Origin of the sequence: Agrobacterium leguminum (assembly GCF_005144435.2) — a bacterium.
GTDB lineage: Bacteria > Pseudomonadota > Alphaproteobacteria > Rhizobiales > Rhizobiaceae > Agrobacterium > Agrobacterium leguminum.
Genome location: NZ_CP120211.1, coordinates 1,919,618 through 1,935,964 on the forward strand (window position 1 = coordinate 1,919,618; position 16,347 = coordinate 1,935,964).

Sequence of the window (16,347 nt, forward strand, 5' to 3'; positions counted from 1 at the left end):
CAGCGCAATCACCTCTGGGCCAACATCGCCGCGACACACGAAGCAGGCACACTGCATCACACACGCCGCGCAACGCCGCGGCAACCGGAAACATCTCGCTTAACCGTAGCTCACTGGCCAACAGCGATATTCTCCAAGGAACTCCCGCACCATGCAGAACGCAACGCTGCCGCTCCCCATCCAGAGTCCACTGCTCGCCGACTATAGCAAAAACCGTATCCGTCACGGTTTTTTCACCCGGCAGGGCGGCGTGTCGGAAGGGCTTTATCAGGGCCTCAATGTCGGCCTCGGCTCGCATGACGAACCGGAACGGGTGCAGGAAAACCGTCGGCGCGTGACGCAATGGTTCGGCCTGTCGGCGGAGCGCCTCGCCACCGTGCACCAGATCCATTCCCCCGATGTTCTCGTGGTCGATGAAACCTATGACGGCAGCCGCCCGCAGGCCGACGCCATGGTAACCGCGACACCGGGTTTCGTGCTTGGCGTGCTGAGCGCCGATTGCGGCCCGATCCTGTTTGCCGATGCGGAAGCGGGCGTCGTGGGTGCGGCCCATGCCGGCTGGAAAGGGGCGCTGTTCGGCGTGCTCGAAAACACCATCGAGACCATGACGACGCTCGGCGCCAGCCGGGAGCGCATCGCCGCCTCGCTCGGCCCTTCGATCAGCCAGAACAATTATGAGGTCGGTCCGGAATATGTGGCGCGTTTCACCGATATCGACCCGGCCTATGCGGATTATTTCGCCGGGACGGAGAAGGAAGGTCACGCATTGTTCGACCTCAAGCAATTCACCATCGACCGGCTGACGAAAGCCGGTGTGAAGGCGGAAAATCTCGGCCTCTGCACCTACCCCGACGAACATCGCTTCTATTCCTACCGCCGCACCACCCACCGCGCCGAACCCGATTATGGCCGGCAGATTTCCGCAATCGCAATTCTGGAGGACTGACATGGCCCTGCATTTCGAGCTTTCGGAATTCGATGCCCGCCGCGAGCGTCTGCTCGCGAAAATGGCCGAGGAGAAGCTGGACGCCCTGCTGCTTTTTGCGCAGGAAAGCATGTATTGGCTGACCGGCTATGACACGTTCGGCTACTGCTTCTTCCAGACGCTGGTGGTCAAATCGGACGGCTCCATGACGCTTCTGACCCGCTCGGCGGATCTGCGTCAGGCCCGCAATACCTCCATCATCGAAAATATCCTGATATGGGTCGACCGGCCCAATGCCGACCCAACGCTCGATCTCAAGAACCTGCTGAGCGATCTCGACCTGCTGGGCGCAAAGATCGGCGTCGAATACGACACCCACGGCATGACCGGCCGCGTCGCCCGCCTGCTGGACAATCAGCTCGCCAGCTTCTGCCAGATGAGCGACGCTTCCTATCTGATCAGCACCCTGCGGCTGGTCAAAAGCCCGGCCGAGATCGCACTTGCGCGCAAGGCGGGCCAACTGGCCGATGCGGCGCTGGACGCGGCGCTGCCGCTCATCAGGCCCGGCGCGGACGAGGCCGCGATCCTCGCGGCAATGCAGGGAGCGGTTCTGGCCGGCGGCGGCGATTACCCCGCCAATGAATTCATCGTCGGTTCCGGCGCGGATGCGCTGCTGTGCCGTTACAAGGCCGGCCGCCGCAGGCTCGACGCCAAGGATCAACTGACGCTGGAATGGGCCGGCGTCAGCGCCCATTACCATGCCGCCATGATGCGCACGGTGGTGATCGGCGAACAGGACTTCCGCCAGAAGGAGCTTTACAGCGCCTGCCTGCAAAACCTCACCGCCATCGAGGAAGTGCTGCGACCGGGCAAGACCTTCGGCGATGTCTTCGACGTCCATGCCCGCGTGATGGATGAACGCGGATTGACCCGCCACCGGCTGAACTCCTGCGGTTATTCGCTGGGCGCGCGCTTCTCGCCGTCCTGGATGGAGCATCAGATGTTCCACGCCGGCAATCCGCAGGAAATCACCGCCGACATGACGCTCTTCGTGCATATGATCGTGATGGATTCCGATTCCGGCACGGCCATGACGCTCGGCCAGACCTATCTGACCACCGACGGCGCGCCGGAGCCGCTCTCGCGCCACAACCTCGATCTTCTCACAGCTTAAATCGCCGCCGGGTTTGACAGAGCGGGAAAACCGCCCTTACATTGCGCCACCTTGGGCAAGAAGGAGCGGAACATGAGAGGGAAAATCGCATGAGCCGGACGGGGTTCACCCCCCTTTTTCCGGCCATCATTGTTCCAGCGATGATGCTGGCCCTGTCAGGCTGCAACACGACGGAAGCGCTGACACCGCAGGTGGATGTCGGCCACAATGCCTCGCAATCGACACCCGTGACCCAGGGCGATCTCGACCAGATGGCCGCCGCCGCCGACCGCGCGCCCACGGGCGCTCCGGCAACCGCAACATCCGTTCCCGCCTATGCACCGCAAAACTCGTTGCAGGCGCAGGCACAGGCGCTGTCCAACGGCAGCCAGTATGGCGAGCCGCTTCGCCAGAACCAGACCGCAACCCAGCCACCCGCGGCCGCTCAAACCGCACCCGCACAGCAGACGGCATCGCTTGCGCCCGCCTCTTCCGCAAACTCCATCCGCTTCCTGCCGATCATCGGAGCGCCCGTTCAGGCGGTGACGCCGCTGTCGCGCCAGCTCGGGGCCGAGGCGCGGGCGAAGGGGCTGACCATCCGGGCCTCCAACGACAATTCGGCCGAAAACATCCTGAAGGGATATTTCTCCGCCTTTGCCGATGGCGCCAAGGTCAATGTCGTCTACGTCTGGGACATTCTGGACGCCAATGGCGTGCGGCTTCACCGCCTGCAGGGGCAGGAAACCGTGGCTGCAAAAGGCAGCGATCCATGGGCCGCCGTGACCGACAGGGTCATGCAGGATATCGCTGCAAAAACGCTCAACGACTATTCGTCATGGAAGCAGTCTCAACAGGGATGAGGTGAAAACGGCGGGAGAAGTCACAGAGATTTCACGAAAATCATTGCGAAAGCGCGGAGTCCTCTTGCAATCGGAAGCAACAGCGCTATTAAGGCGCGCATGGCAACAAGGCGTATCCGGCAAAGGCTTTTCAGCCGGATGTTCCTCCCCTTGAACGACGCTTGGTTACGGTGGATTGAGCCCCGTGATGCAAGGCGATGGCATGGAAACAGGCGGCCGCAATGAAGGTTTTCGCAGGCAATTCGAACCGGCACCTTGCCGAAGCGATCTGCAAGTATCTTAACGTTCCTCTCGGAAATGCCACTGTAAAGCGGTTTGCTGACCAGGAAATATTCGTAGAAATCAGCGAGAACGTGCGCGGCGAAGACGTTTTCATCGTCCAGTCCACCTCCTTCCCGGCAAATGATCATCTGATGGAACTGCTCATCATGATCGACGCCATGCGCCGCTCCTCTGCCAAGCGCATTACCGCGGTGCTTCCCTATTTCGGTTACGCCCGCCAGGACCGCAAGGCCGGCCCCCGCACCCCGATTTCCGCCAAGCTCGTCGCCAATCTGATCACCGAAGCCGGCGCCGACCGCGTTCTCACCCTCGATCTCCATGCCGGCCAGATCCAGGGCTTCTTCGATATCCCCACCGACAACCTCTTCGCAGCGCCCATTCTGGCCCGCGACGTGAAGGACCATTACGACACCAACAATGTCATGGTCGTTTCGCCCGATGTCGGCGGCGTGGTCCGCGCCCGTGCACTCGCCAAGCGTCTCGACTGTCTTCTGGCCATTGTCGACAAGCGCCGTGACCGTCCGGGCGAATCCGAAGTCATGAACGTCATCGGCGATGTCTCCGGCAAGGACTGCATCCTCATCGACGACATCGTCGATTCCGGCGGCACGCTCTGCAACGCCGCTGAGGCGCTGCTGAAAAAAGGCGCCACCAGCGTCACCGCCTATATCACCCACGGCGTGCTTTCCGGCGGCGCGGTTGCTCGTGTTGCCTCCTCGAAGCTGCGCGAACTCGTCATCACCGACAGCATCCAGCCGACCACCGGTGTCCAGTCCGCGCATAATATCCGCGTGGTCAGCACCGCAGGCCTGCTCGGCGAAGCGATCAACCGCACCGCACAGGAACAGTCGGTTTCCGGCCTGTTCGACTGAGAAGCTGCGACAAACCTCGGCAATCATTCTGAGGCCTGGCGAATTGTCGCCCGGTTCAGATTTCCGGGCAGGCTGCGGTCCATCTCGAAATCGCTGATTCCCTCGACGTCATCCTCGGCCCTGTGCCGAGGACCTAGTCACGTTGAATAAGATTAATAGGTCGCAGATACTCGAGACAAGTCCGAGGATGACGCAGGAGTGTCTGGCGCGCTTCGCCATTCACCTCATTTGAAGCGAGCTCCAAAGTTCCCCTTAAGACGATGCCGTGCCCGCATCCGGCGGCCGTTGCAGACGCGAGGCTGCGGCCTTGATTTTCGGCCACCAGCGCCGAACCCGGGTCAGGACAGCATGGCGACCGTTACGCCAGATACTGACCGTATCCGCTGTGATCGCATCGCCAGTAAACAGATGGCGGTGACGTCCGATCACCAGCGCCCGGTAGAGAAACAGGGTCGTGAGGGCGGAAAACAGGATGGACATCACCACATCGCTGAGGAAATGCCCGCCGGCCGCGATGCGCAAGCCGGACATGAGGACGATCATGCCGGCAGCGATGCCTCCCATCGCCAACCGTCCGCGCCGTTGCAGCCGGGGCCAGACGAGCACGCAGAGCGGCAGGAAGAAACTGGCGATCAGCGCGGTTTCGCCGGAAGAAAACGAGCAGTTCGAATAACATTGCGCACTGTACTGGAAAGGCGGCGTGAAAAGCTGCTGCCCGCCGAATTCGGTGACGCTGAATGGGCGCGCGCGACCGATGGTCGCCTTCAGCACACCATTGACGAGAAGCCCGGCGCAGAGGATCACCGGCCCGCACAGGAAGGCCCACATCCGCCAGCCGGTTCTCTGCAGCGTGCCCAGCCGAAGATTGCCGACAAGGATCACGAAAGCCAGAAGGGTGGCAAGCTCCGTACCTTCGCGCAGCGTATCCCGCAACCATTCGGGAAACGGCTCACGGCCGGACCATGGCTGCTCGACGGGCGAGAAAAACAGGGCGGAGAATCTGAGATCGATCGAGGGAAAGGTCGCGAACAGGATAACCAGCGCCAATGTGGCGAATGTCACCCAGATCGTGATCCGCATATGCGAAAGATCATTGTCCATTGCTGCCCTCCGGCATGCATCGCGGCAGCAGGCGCCAGAGGCCGATTTCCCTGCCTTCGAGGAAGCCCGGCCCGGCGGTCCAGCGAGCGACCGGCGCCTCGCCGGCAAGGCAGGCCGGCAGGCCGTCCGCACTTGCCAGAAACAGGGGATTTTTCGCCTCGCCGGGTTTCAGCGGGTAAAGAAGCGCATAGTGACTGGAAGGCACGCCGGTTTCAGGCAGCGCGCGCGTCATCACCTGCTTCTCATCCCGGAGCTGATAAAAAAGCTCGGCAAGTATCGAACGGTCGGTAGCGACGATGGCGTCCGCACTCGCCTCGCGCGCCCGTAACAGACCGGTCGACACCAGCTCGGCGCGCCCGAGATACCGCGCCATCGCCAGTTCACCTTTCGGCAGGCGCAATTGCGTTCCGGCAATGGTCATCAGCGGCAGCGCAACGGCCACGATGCCGCCGAGCACAAGCGTGGACACGATGAGCCAGCGCCGCGACGCCAGGGCCGGCACCGCCAGCAGCACGCCGGCCGCATAGGCCCCGACCGCCCAGTTGGCGAGCGCCCGTGACATCAAACCCTGCGCGGTAATCAGCAGAATGATCGGCACCGAAAGAGCGACCAGCGCCCGGGTTTCGGCGTTCTTCGCACGAATTGTTGCGACGATCATGCCGACGAAAACGAATGGTCCGACCACGCCCGCCTGCGAAAAGAAAAACTCCAGCGCGGAACCGATCTTAAGCTGGACACCATGCCAGTTCGCATTATCCGCCGTATGGCGTGCGGTCATGAAATCATGCGCCGCGTTCCACCACAGATTGGGCGCAATGACGGCGACGCAGACGAGCGCAGCAATGACCGCATCACGCAGCCGGATTCGCCATGCCTCACAGAGCCAGCCGGCGGCGATGAAGCAGGGCAGAAAATAGATCATCGCATATTTCGACATCAGCCCGAGGCCGAAGCAGAAACCGAGGGCGATGCTCCAGCCCAACGCCGCCGTGCCCTCGCTGCGGGCGAGCGCAAGCTTCCGCACGGAGATCATCGACAGCACGATGAACAGCATCATCGGCGTATCGGTCGAGATCAGCAGGCTGCCGAGCGTTACGGCCGGCAAGGTCAGATAGATAAGGGCGGCCAGGGATGCCAGCCTGACATCGTAGATCATGCGGCCGAGCGCAAGAATGGCCGCCGCCGCGACGCCATGCACCACGGGCGCGGCCAGCCGAACCTGAAACGTGCCCTCACCGCCGCCCATAATGGTTGCCGCGCGGATAAGCCAGCCGATCAGGGGTGGCTTAGAATAGGCGCCGAGCGCCATCTCCCTGCCCCATAGCCAATATTGCGCCTCATCGACGAAAAGGTCGGTGCGGTTGAAGGCCAGCCCAACGACGCGCAGCGCGGTTACGAGGACAATCGCCGCGAATGCAAATGTCAGCCACCGGCGCTCATCGCCTGCCTGCTCGTAAGGCAGGGTCGCCGCCTCATGCATGCTGGCGGCGTTCTGCATGAATCAACCAGAGATTTCGGGCATAGATGAAAAGGCCGGACGCCTGACCCAGAATAAAGACCGGATCGCGCCGCCAGATGGCGTAGGAAAGCAGCACCAGACCGCCGAGAACGGAAAAATACCAGAAGGCCACCGGAATGACCGAGCGGTTCGCCCGTTCCGAAGAAATCCATTGAACCAGAAAACGCATGGTAAACAGCATCTGGCCCATGAAGCCGGTGCAGACCCACAGAAATTCCTTCCAGCTGTTCACATGCAGCATGGACCATAAAGCCGGTGCATTCACGGCGATGTCTCCGTTTTGAAAGTTTCAGCCCAGCTTGAGCGCTTGCGCCGGCGCAGCAGCCAGGCGACGCCGATCAGGTCGTGGATGCCGACAAGCGCGCGGCCGATATTGGTGTAATGGGAATTCCCGTGCAGCCGCGCCCGGTGCGTGACGTCGACATGGGTGACCTGCCAGCCGTCGCGATTGAACAGCGCCGGGAAATAGCGGTGGTGATGATCGAAATAGGGCAAGGCGAGATAGGCGTCGCGGCGGAAGGCCTTGAGGCCGCAGCCGGTGTCGCGCGTGCCGTCCTTCAATATCCGCGCCCGAAGCCCATTGGCGAAGCGGGAGGAAAGACGTTTTCCAAGCGTATCGCGCCGACCGACACGCTGGCCGGCCACAAGACCGAGCCGGCTGGGAGCGCCTGCCGAGAGAAGCGGCGCGAGAAGAGCCGGCAGATTGTCCGGCGGGTTCTGCCCGTCTCCATCCAGCATGCAGATGACAGGCGCACGTGCCGCCTGCACACCGCTGTGGATCGCCGCAGACTGTCCACCCTGACGATCATGGCGGACCAGCCGCAGCATCGGGTAACGATCGCCAAGCGCAAGCACCGCATCGACCGTGCCGTCCGAAGATGCGTCGTCCACCACCACGATCTCGAAGGCGCCGACGGGCTGGCAGGCGGCAAAAATCTCCGCCACGAGCGTTTCCACACTCGCTTGCTCATTGCTCATTGTGCATGGGCACGACAACGGCGAAATCCGGCCTCGGTTTCACGCTGGCTCCGTCATATCCGTCCGCATTCAGTCCGCAGACATCGTTGATAGTGGCGAGAGAAGGAGCGCGGAAAGCTTGCATGAACATGAACAGCCGTTGAACTTCACTCGATATGCGCCCGTTCTATTGCAGTTTTATTACGGGAAACGCGTCAGTGGCGGCCGGCTATTTTTTCACGGCATGCGGGAAATAATCGTACAATTTCCAGCGCTTTTAACGCGACCGTAAACAATTTTTGCCACGGTATGGCCACGTTTTTTGGGGGGAGGAAACAGGATGCCGGGTGTAAATCCGACTGCTGTCAAAGCTAAATCATTGTCGATCAAGGCCAAATTTGCAGCGCTCGTCACGGGCGCGACGCTGGTTTCATGTCTTTCCGTGGGGTTGTTGTCCTACGAGATGGGGAAGTCCGGACTGATCGACGCCAGCGAAATCAGGCTCGAAACGGTTGCAGGCAACCAGTCCAAGCAGCTTGACGCCTATACTTTGCGCGTCGAACAGAGCATTTCCGAACTGTCGCAGAACGCCGCGGTCGCACAGGCGCTGGAAACGATGACCACCGTCGTGCCGACGGAAAGGGATGCGATCATCCAGGCTTTCCGCCGCGAGGGCGTCTCCGAAGAGGAGCGCGCCTCCTTCAATGGCGAAGGCCTGCGACTGCTTTACGCCATTCGCCACGCCACCATCAACGCCACCATCGCCAGCGTCTGGCGCAACACCCGCGTCAGCGACATCTATGTGATCGACAAGACCGGCCTCATTATTTACACCGTGACCAAGGGGAAAAACTTCCTCACCAGCGTGACGGAACCGCAGAACGCCGCGATCAAGGACCTGTTCGACCGCATCGAAGCCGGCAAGGACGGCGTCGTCAGCACCACCGGCTTCAGCGGCGGCGAAAATGATTCGGCCATGATCGGCATGCCGCTCGCCGTCTCCAACTGGGGCCAGCTTCAGCGCAAGGGCGCCGTCATCATGCGCATCGCCGCCGATCGCATCGGCGCGGTGGTGACGCCCGAGGAAACCGGCAAGACCATCGATGACGCCGTTCTCCTGAGCGCCGACGGCAAACGTCGGGCCGGCGTACTCTCGGGCGGCGCTGATGCTGCCGTTTCCGCAAGCCTCGCCGCCCTTTCCAACGCAAACAACGCCGGAACCGTGATGGCGCAGACACCTGCGGGCAACATCTTCTATGCCTATCGTCCGGTCTCCGTCTTCGGACAGAAACATCTTCTGGCCATCGGCCAGCAGGAGAGCAAGGTTCTCGCCGCCGCCAACGATCTCGCCTTCTGGGCGACGGTTGCGACACTGGCCGTACTTGCGATCATGACGCTGATCGGCATTTTCGTTTCCGCGAGCCTGACCAAGCCGCTGACCGGCCTTGCGGGGCTGATGGAACGCCTGAACGGCGGTGAAAACAACATCGAGATCAAGGCCGTTTCCCGTGGCGACGAGATCGGCACCATGGCGCGCGCGCTGGAATCCTTCCGTCAGGGCATTCTGGACAAGCAGCGCATGGAAGCCGAATCCCATCGCAAGAGCGAAGAGCTGGACGAGGAACGCGCCCAGCGGGAAATGGAAAAGGCAAGAAGCGCGAAAGAACTGGAAGAGGCTGTCGACGCACTCGCCACCGGTCTTGCCAATCTTGCGGCCGGCAGGCTCGATCTCCGCATCGACAAATCCTTCGTGCCGTCGCTCGATCATCTGCGCATCGACTTCAACAACTCCATGGCAGGCCTGGAAGCGACCATCTCCAACATCGGCGAAAGCGCCAATGCCATCCGCTCCGGCTCCGGCGAACTGAAAAGCGCATCGGAAGACCTGTCGCGGCGCACCGAACGTCAGGCCGCAGCCCTTGAGGAAGCGGCGGCGGCACTCGGAGACATGACGCAGGCCGTCAATCTCTCGCTATCGCGCTGCAATGTCGCCGTCGAGGCGACGGCGGGCACGATGCAGGATGCGCACAAGTCCACGGCTGTCGTTAAAGAAGCGATCGTCGCGATGGAACGCATCGAGACCTCGTCGGCCAAGATCCGCCAGATCATCGATGTCATCGACCAGATCGCCTTCCAGACCAATCTGCTGGCGCTGAATGCCGGTGTGGAAGCCGCCCGCGCCGGCGAAGCCGGCAAGGGCTTTGCCGTTGTGGCGCAGGAAGTTCGCGAGCTTGCCCAGAAATCGGCGGCCGCCGCCCGGGACATCACGACGCTGATCGCCACTTCGGCGGGCGATGTGGAAAGCGGCGTGGCGCTGGTGCTGAAGACGGGTGAAAGCCTCGAGCAGATTCAGAAACGCATCCAGTCGGTCAACGACCAGATCGGCGAGATCGCCACCGCATCGCGCGAACAGTCCGGCCGCCTCAGCGAAATCAACGCCTCCGTCAACGAACTCGACCATGTAACGCAGCAGAATGCGGCCATGGTGGAGGAAACGACGGCGGCCGCCTTCTCGCTATCCAGCGAGGCGGACGGCCTGACCGAACAGGTGGGGCAGTTCTCGGTCGGCGCCCCCCGCCAACGGGACCAGCGTTACGCGGCATAAACCGCAACAAAAAAGACCGGAGGCAAAACCTCCGGCCTTTCTGTTTGAAGCCGGGCTCCCAGGGGCCGAAGCCCCTGGGAACACGCCGGCGATCTGGCACCACAGCCCCTCGCCGGCTTCCGGGGAGGACCTCAGAAGAAACCAACCTTGTTCGGGCTGTAGGAAACCAGCAGGTTCTTGGTCTGCTGGTAATGGTCCAGCATCATCTTGTGGGTCTCGCGACCGATGCCCGACTGCTTGTAGCCGCCAAAGGCCGCACCCGCCGGGTAGACGTGGTAGCAATTGGTCCACACGCGGCCCGCCTCGATGCCCCGGCCAGCCCGGTAGGCGATGTTGGTATCACGGCTCCAGACGCCCGCACCCAGACCGTAAACCGTATCATTGGCGATTTCGAGCGCCTCTTCCACCGTCTTGAAGGTGGTGACGGAGACAACCGGTCCGAAGATTTCCTCCTGGAAAATCCGCATCTTGTTGTTGCCTTCGAAGACGGTCGGCTGGATGTAGTAACCGTCCTTCAGATCGCCCGTGAGCGTCTTGCGGTCGCCGCCGGTCAGAACCCTGGCGCCTTCCTTCTTGCCGATCTCCAGATAGCTCATGATCTTGTCGAACTGCTCCTGCGAGGCCTGTGCGCCCAGCATGGTCGACGGATTGAGCGGATCGTCCTGGCTGATGGCCTGCACCCGCTTGATCGCCTTTTCCATGAAGCGGTCATAGATCGATTCATGCACCAGCGCACGCGACGGGCATGTGCAGACTTCGCCCTGGTTGAGCGCGAAGAAGGCGAAACCTTCGAGCGCCTTGTCGAGGAAGGCATCGTCCTCGTTCATCACATCGGCGAAGAAGATGTTCGGCGACTTGCCGCCCAGCTCCAGCGTGATGTTGGTGACGTTGTCAGCCGCATAACGCATGATTTCCTTGCCGACCGAGGTGGAGCCGGTAAAGGCGATCTTGGCGATGCGGTTGCTCTGCGCCAACGGCTTGCCGGCTTCGAGGCCCGTGCCGTTGACGATGTTGAGGACGCCGGGCGGCAGCAGGTCTTCGATCAGTTCCATCACGATGAGAATCGAGGCCGGTGTCTGTTCGGCCGGCTTCAGCACCACGCAATTGCCCGCGGCAAGCGCCGGTGCAAGCTTCCACGCGGCCATCAGGATCGGGAAGTTCCAGGGAATGATCTGGCCGACGACGCCGAGCGGCTCATGGAAGTGATAGGCGACGGTATCGTTGTCGATTTCGCCGATCGTGCCTTCCTGGGCGCGGATGCAGCCCGCAAAATAACGGAAATGGTCGATGGCGAGCGGAATATCCGCATTGGTGGTTTCGCGCAGCGGCTTGCCGTTGTCCCATGTTTCGGCACGGGCGATGAGATCGAGATTGTCCTCGATCCGCTGGGCGATCTTGAGCAGGATGTTGGAGCGCTCCGTCACGCTCGTCTTGCCCCATTTATCGCGGGCCTTGTGGGCGGCATCCAGCGCGAACTCGATGTCGGATGCGTCCGAGCGCGGCACTTCGCAGATCTTGTGGCCGGTGACCGGCGAAAGATTATCCATGTAGCGGCCGGATTTCGGCTCCACCCATTTGCCGCCGATGTAATTGCCGTATTTCAGCTTGAAGGGCGCTTCGCCCGCTTTCTGCTGAACCTGAATGTTCATGATTTCATCCTCCCTGATGAAAACGATCCGCAGCGGATCGCATGGGAGAAAGGTGGGCCTAGATGGCGCGGTTCGGTAGAGGGGCGGCGCGGTTCCGCAGCGCACATTGTCTCACATCTGCGACAAAGGCGCCTCGATCCGGCACGATTAGCCGGATCGCACCCGCACGCGCTTTAATGCACGTCGAATTTCTTCATCTTGCGGTGAAGCGTGGCGCGGCTGATGCCGAGCAGCGAAGCGGCCTGCGTGACATTGCCGTTGGTGCGTGACAACACGCGCCGCAGCGCCGAGCGTTCCGCTTCCGCAAGGTCGGAACCGCCATCGTGGCGCTGTTCCTGAAGAACATCGGCGGCGGGCAGTCCCTGCGCGATGCGGGCATCGTCCAGCTTCAGCGCAAGGCGTGCGGCACGGGTCGCGCCCAGCACGAGATCGTCCTGATCCACGGCCAGCAGCGACAGCGCCGCGCCGAACCCGCTCGGCACGACGACGATGCGCGCACCCGGAAAGGCGCGGCGGAAAAGATTGCCCTCGATGCGCTGCGCCGCATCCTTCACCGCCTGGGTGACGAAGGAAAAGGTCATCTCGTTGATGTCGTCGCGGCAGGTGGAAATATCGAGCGCGCCCGTCACCCGGCCGGTATGATCGCGGATGGGGGCCGTGGTGCAGCAGAGTTCGGTATTCGATGTGAAGAAATGCTGATCGCGGTAGACCACCACCGAGCGCTCATCCACCAGCGCCGTGCCGATACCGTTGGTGCCCACGCTTTCTTCGCTCCAGACCGCCCCGGACCAGAGGCCAAGCGCCCGGAAATCACGGTCATCGCCCGAAGCGCCGCGGCGCTCCAGCGCAACGCCCTGCGCGTCGGTCAAAAGCAGGCAGCAGCCGGATTTGCCGACGCTTTGGAAAATGCGGTCGAGTTCATCCGTGCTTTCGGCAATCAGGCCGGCCGCACTTTCGCGGGCGCGGCGGAATTCATATTCGTTGAGAAAGATCGGCTTGCGGTTTTCCTCCGGTGCAAGATGATGTTTGACCATGCAGCGACGCCAGGAGGCGACAATCGGAGAACTTGCGGCGGCGGAACGATGGCGCGCGGTTTCATACACGCGTTCCGCATGGGCGATGTCTGTCGGCATACGCTCCTCCCAAAGCTTTTCGGCGATGGTGCGCTGGAAGCGGCCATGTTTCAACAAAAAATTTCGCGACCGGCCTTGCCGGGTGCAGCCGCGGGCGGCGCCAGACTATCGGACCGCCTTGAAATAACGCCGGCCGGCGGTCACGTCCGTTTCATCCTCGGCCGAAAGGAACGTATCGTCCACGAGATTGGCGATGGAGGTCAGCGGACCGGGCTTGCCGAAAAAGAAGCCCTGCACCTGCAGGCAGCCTTCACGCCGCAGGAACTCGATATGGGCCTTGGTTTCGACGCCTTCCGCAAGCACCGGAATATTGAGGCTGTGCGCCAGAATGAGCGTCGAGCGAACGATCGCCTCCGACTGCACGTTGGTCGAGAGGCCATCGATGAAGGCGCGGTCGATCTTGATCTTGTCGAAGGGGAAGCTCTGCAGCGTCGAAAGCGAGGAATAGCCCGTGCCGTAGTCGTCCATGGCGATCTTGACGCCGAGCGACTTGAGTTTGCGGATGGTGACGAGCGCGTGGCGATGGTCGGCGATGATGCTGCCTTCGGTGATTTCCAGCTCGAGCCTTTCCGGCGCAAGCCCCGTCTCGGCGAGAATTTTCTCAACCTTGTCGGGGAAATCATTATCCGCAAGCTGCTGCGGCGCGACGTTTACGGCAATGGCGAGCGATTTTTTCCACTGAGCGGCCTGCGCGCAGGCTTCTCTCAGAACCCATTCGCCCAGTTCGACGATAAAGCCGGTCTGTTCGGCGATCGGAATGAATTCGGCCGGGGAGACCATGCCGCGTTCGGGATGGTTCCAGCGCAAAAGCGCTTCGAAACCGACGATGCTGCCGCTTTTGGTGTCGTTCTGCTGCTGGTAATAAAGCTCGAACTCGTTATTGGCGAGGCCGCTGCGCATGGCGACGGCCAGCACGTTGCGCTCACGCGCGGCCTCGTCCATGGATTTGTCGTAAAAGCATATGGTGTCCGAAGTACCGCTTTTTGCCCGGTACATGGCGACATCCGCCTGGGCCATCAGCGTATCGGCATCGATGGAGCCGGTATTGCGAACCGATATGCCGACGCTTGCCCCGACCGAAAATGTCTGCCCGTTCCATTCCACCGGCTTGCTGATCTGCTCGATCAATCGCTGGGCGAATTCCGCGCCATCGGCGCGGGTGTAGTAGGAATGGGTCATCGCCACGAATTCATCGCCGCCCATGCGCGCCAGAAACTCTCCGGTCTTCAGCACGGAACTCGCGCGGTCGGCGATGGCGCGCAGCACGGCGTCGCCCGCCGCATGGCCATGCACGTCATTGATTTCCTTGAAACGGTCGAGATCGATGGACAGAAGCGCCGTATGCGCCCCCATCGAGACATGGCGTGTGCGGCGATTGAGATGCTCGATGAATGCCGCCCGGTTGGGAATACCCGTCAGCGGATCGTGCAACGAAAGATGGCGATAGCGGGCAACCGCCTGCTGGGTGGACTGCGCATCGATGACATAAGTTGAGAGCCCGAGCGCCAGAAGCAGAAGCGTCACCGCAATGGCGCCTCCGCCCATGATGGCCGGCGGCAGCAGGTTTTCCGGAATGACGATGCGCGGGTCGAAAGCGAAGGACATCGACGCCATGCCGGTATAGTGCATCGAGGCAATGGCCAGAATGAGAAACGCCACCGCGCTATACTGGCAGAAACGGTTGAGAGGCCGGGCAATGCGATTGACCGCAATGGCGCCCAGCACGGCCCCCAATATCAGCGAGGCGATGACATAGGCCTGATCCCAGAAAATCATGCCCTGAACATTATAGGCAGCCATGCCGGTATAGTGCATCGCAGCAATGCCGAGGCCGAGGACGACGCCACCGGCTTCCACCAGCACGCTGCGCCCGCCATAGGCGGAAATGCCGAAGCCGGCAGTCGTTGTGGTAATGGCGATCAGAAGCGACAGCCCGGTGAGATAGGGATCGTATCCGACATCGCCCGCCGCGACATAGCCCAACATCGCGACGAAATGGGTGGTCCATATCGCCGCCCCGCCATTGACACCCGCCAGAAACAGCCAGTTGACCTTCTGCACGCCCGTTGCCAGACGTGCTTTCGAAAAAAGGCGCATCGAGACGAAACTGCCCAGCATGCAGACGAAGACCGCTGCGGCGGTGTATCGATAGTCGTGATCGATGGTGAGGCACTGGAGAACTTTGAGCATTGTCATCTACGCAATTGGAATTTTGCGTAGCCTTATCATTCGCCAAGTTTTCACCCGGTTTATGTGCATGGATAAGCATATATTAAAGGTTGCAACAAACGAGTGAATTAGTGAGCACTAATAAAATTATAAAGCGGCACCCGTGAAAAACGGGCCGCTCTTGTCTTTATGCCCCGTTTGTATTATAGCGCCCGCACCCGTGTAGACACCCTTGGAGGCAACGCGGGCGGGATGGCCTTTGGCCTCTCCGGTTCAAGCCGCTTCGTTCGGCGTGAACTCTCCATATAACCTCGAAAGGAATTGCCATGAGCAAAGAATCGTATGAGCTCAAGGCCGAGGCGCGCGAACGAGTTGGTAAGGGGTCCTCTCGTGAACTTCGCCGCAACGGTTTGATTCCCGCTGTCATCTATGGTGACAAGCAGGCCCCCATTTCCATCGCCCTGTCGACCAACGAAGTCACCAAGCGTATCCACGCCGGCGGTTTCATGACGACGGTTGCGATCATCGACGTCGACGGCAAGAAGATCAAGGTTCTCCCGAAGGACTACCAGCTTGATCCGGTCCGCGACTTCACCATGCACGTCGACTTCCTGCGCGTTTCGGGCAACACGCTCGTCAACGTCGAAGTTCCGGTTCACTTCGTCAACGAAGAAAAGTCGGACATCAAGATCGGCGGCGTTCTGAACATCGTTCGCCACACGGTGGAATTCCACTGCCCGGCCAACGACATTCCAGAATTCATCACGGTCGATCTCGCTGGTCTGAAGATCGGCGACAACGTCCACATTTCGAATGTGAAGCTGCCGAAGAACATCACGCCGGTTATCGCCGACCGTGACTTCACGATCGCAACGATCGTCGCTCCGGCTGGCGGCGTTGCAGAAGAAACGACCGAAGAAGCTTCCGAGGAATAATCGGCGGCCGCAAGGCCGGACAGCTTTGAACAATGAGGCCCGTTCCGTTTTCGGAACGGGCCTTTTAGTTTTTATGAACTTTAAAACCAGAAAACTTGCCATCCTCACCTGATACGGAACCCGTTTCAGTGTCGATTAACACTTCCATGAAACGATACCCTCGCGCTGTCGTGGAACACCGGCCGGG

12 protein-coding genes and 1 pseudogene are annotated in these 16,347 nt (G+C 61.1%); 6 read left to right on the forward strand and 7 right to left on the reverse strand.

Translation table 11 applies throughout. The features are described from left to right. Positions 1-151 precede the first annotated feature (151 nt). From pgeF to CFBP4996_RS09430, 4 genes are all read left to right on the forward strand, one after another. Positions 152-946 (forward strand): peptidoglycan editing factor PgeF, encoded by a 795-nt coding sequence (pgeF, locus tag CFBP4996_RS09415; RefSeq protein WP_080851236.1) that lies wholly within the window; start codon positions 152-154, stop codon positions 944-946. Position 947: 1 nt separating this feature from the next. Further along, positions 948-2,099, forward strand: coding sequence for a M24 family metallopeptidase (locus tag CFBP4996_RS09420; RefSeq protein WP_080851233.1), 1,152 nt, complete (start codon positions 948-950; stop codon positions 2,097-2,099). Positions 2,100-2,188: 89 nt separating this feature from the next. After that, complete coding sequence (locus tag CFBP4996_RS09425; protein ID WP_080851231.1) at positions 2,189-2,938, forward strand: hypothetical protein; 750 nt, start codon at positions 2,189-2,191, stop codon at positions 2,936-2,938. Between the two features lie 221 nt (positions 2,939-3,159). Continuing rightward, positions 3,160-4,092, forward strand: coding sequence for a ribose-phosphate pyrophosphokinase (locus CFBP4996_RS09430; protein ID WP_003522877.1), 933 nt, complete (start codon positions 3,160-3,162; stop codon positions 4,090-4,092). 252 nt (positions 4,093-4,344) lie between these two features. Here the strand turns inward: CFBP4996_RS09430 and CFBP4996_RS09435 are convergent, their stop codons facing one another. The 4 genes and pseudogenes from CFBP4996_RS09435 to CFBP4996_RS09450 form a co-directional block, all read right to left on the reverse strand. Further along, positions 4,345-5,193 (reverse strand): phosphatase PAP2 family protein, encoded by an 849-nt coding sequence (locus CFBP4996_RS09435; RefSeq protein ID WP_080851229.1) that lies wholly within the window; start codon positions 5,191-5,193, stop codon positions 4,345-4,347. Next, the gene (locus CFBP4996_RS09440) at positions 5,183-6,691 is read right to left on the reverse strand and encodes an ArnT family glycosyltransferase (RefSeq protein ID WP_162935836.1); all 1,509 of its coding nucleotides are present in this window, start codon (positions 6,689-6,691) and stop codon (positions 5,183-5,185) included. The genes CFBP4996_RS09435 and CFBP4996_RS09440 overlap by 11 nt, the downstream gene beginning before the upstream one ends. Then, positions 6,666-6,953 carry a lipid-A-disaccharide synthase N-terminal domain-containing protein gene (locus tag CFBP4996_RS09445; RefSeq protein ID WP_031233742.1) on the reverse strand — a complete coding sequence of 96 codons (288 nt, stop codon included), beginning with the start codon at positions 6,951-6,953 and terminating at the stop codon, positions 6,666-6,668. Before CFBP4996_RS09445 ends, CFBP4996_RS09440 begins: the two co-directional genes overlap by 26 nt. 20 nt (positions 6,954-6,973) lie before the next feature. After that, positions 6,974-7,820: pseudogene (locus CFBP4996_RS09450) on the reverse strand (glycosyltransferase family 2 protein). A gap of 189 nt (positions 7,821-8,009) precedes the next feature. Between CFBP4996_RS09450 and CFBP4996_RS09455 the strand changes: the two are divergent. Then, on the forward strand, positions 8,010-10,274 hold the full coding sequence (locus tag CFBP4996_RS09455) for a methyl-accepting chemotaxis protein (RefSeq protein ID WP_080851226.1): 2,265 nt from the start codon (positions 8,010-8,012) through the stop codon (positions 10,272-10,274). Positions 10,275-10,405: 131 nt separating this feature from the next. Here CFBP4996_RS09455 and adh read toward each other — a convergent pair whose 3' ends face one another. From adh to CFBP4996_RS09470, 3 genes are all read right to left on the reverse strand, one after another. After that, on the reverse strand, positions 10,406-11,923 hold the full coding sequence (gene adh / locus CFBP4996_RS09460) for an aldehyde dehydrogenase (RefSeq protein ID WP_059757421.1): 1,518 nt from the start codon (positions 11,921-11,923) through the stop codon (positions 10,406-10,408). A gap of 173 nt (positions 11,924-12,096) precedes the next feature. Next, a complete protein-coding gene (locus tag CFBP4996_RS09465) occupies positions 12,097-13,056 on the reverse strand; it encodes a helix-turn-helix domain-containing protein (RefSeq protein ID WP_080853118.1) in 960 nt (319 codons plus the stop codon). 105 nt (positions 13,057-13,161) lie between these two features. Next, a complete protein-coding gene (locus CFBP4996_RS09470) occupies positions 13,162-15,246 on the reverse strand; it encodes a putative bifunctional diguanylate cyclase/phosphodiesterase (protein WP_080851224.1) in 2,085 nt (694 codons plus the stop codon). 305 nt (positions 15,247-15,551) lie between these two features. On the opposite strand from CFBP4996_RS09470, the gene CFBP4996_RS09475 reads away from it, so the two are divergent. Further along, on the forward strand, positions 15,552-16,160 hold the full coding sequence (locus CFBP4996_RS09475; protein ID WP_004430287.1) for a 50S ribosomal protein L25/general stress protein Ctc: 609 nt from the start codon (positions 15,552-15,554) through the stop codon (positions 16,158-16,160). Positions 16,161-16,347: the final 187 nt, after the last annotated feature.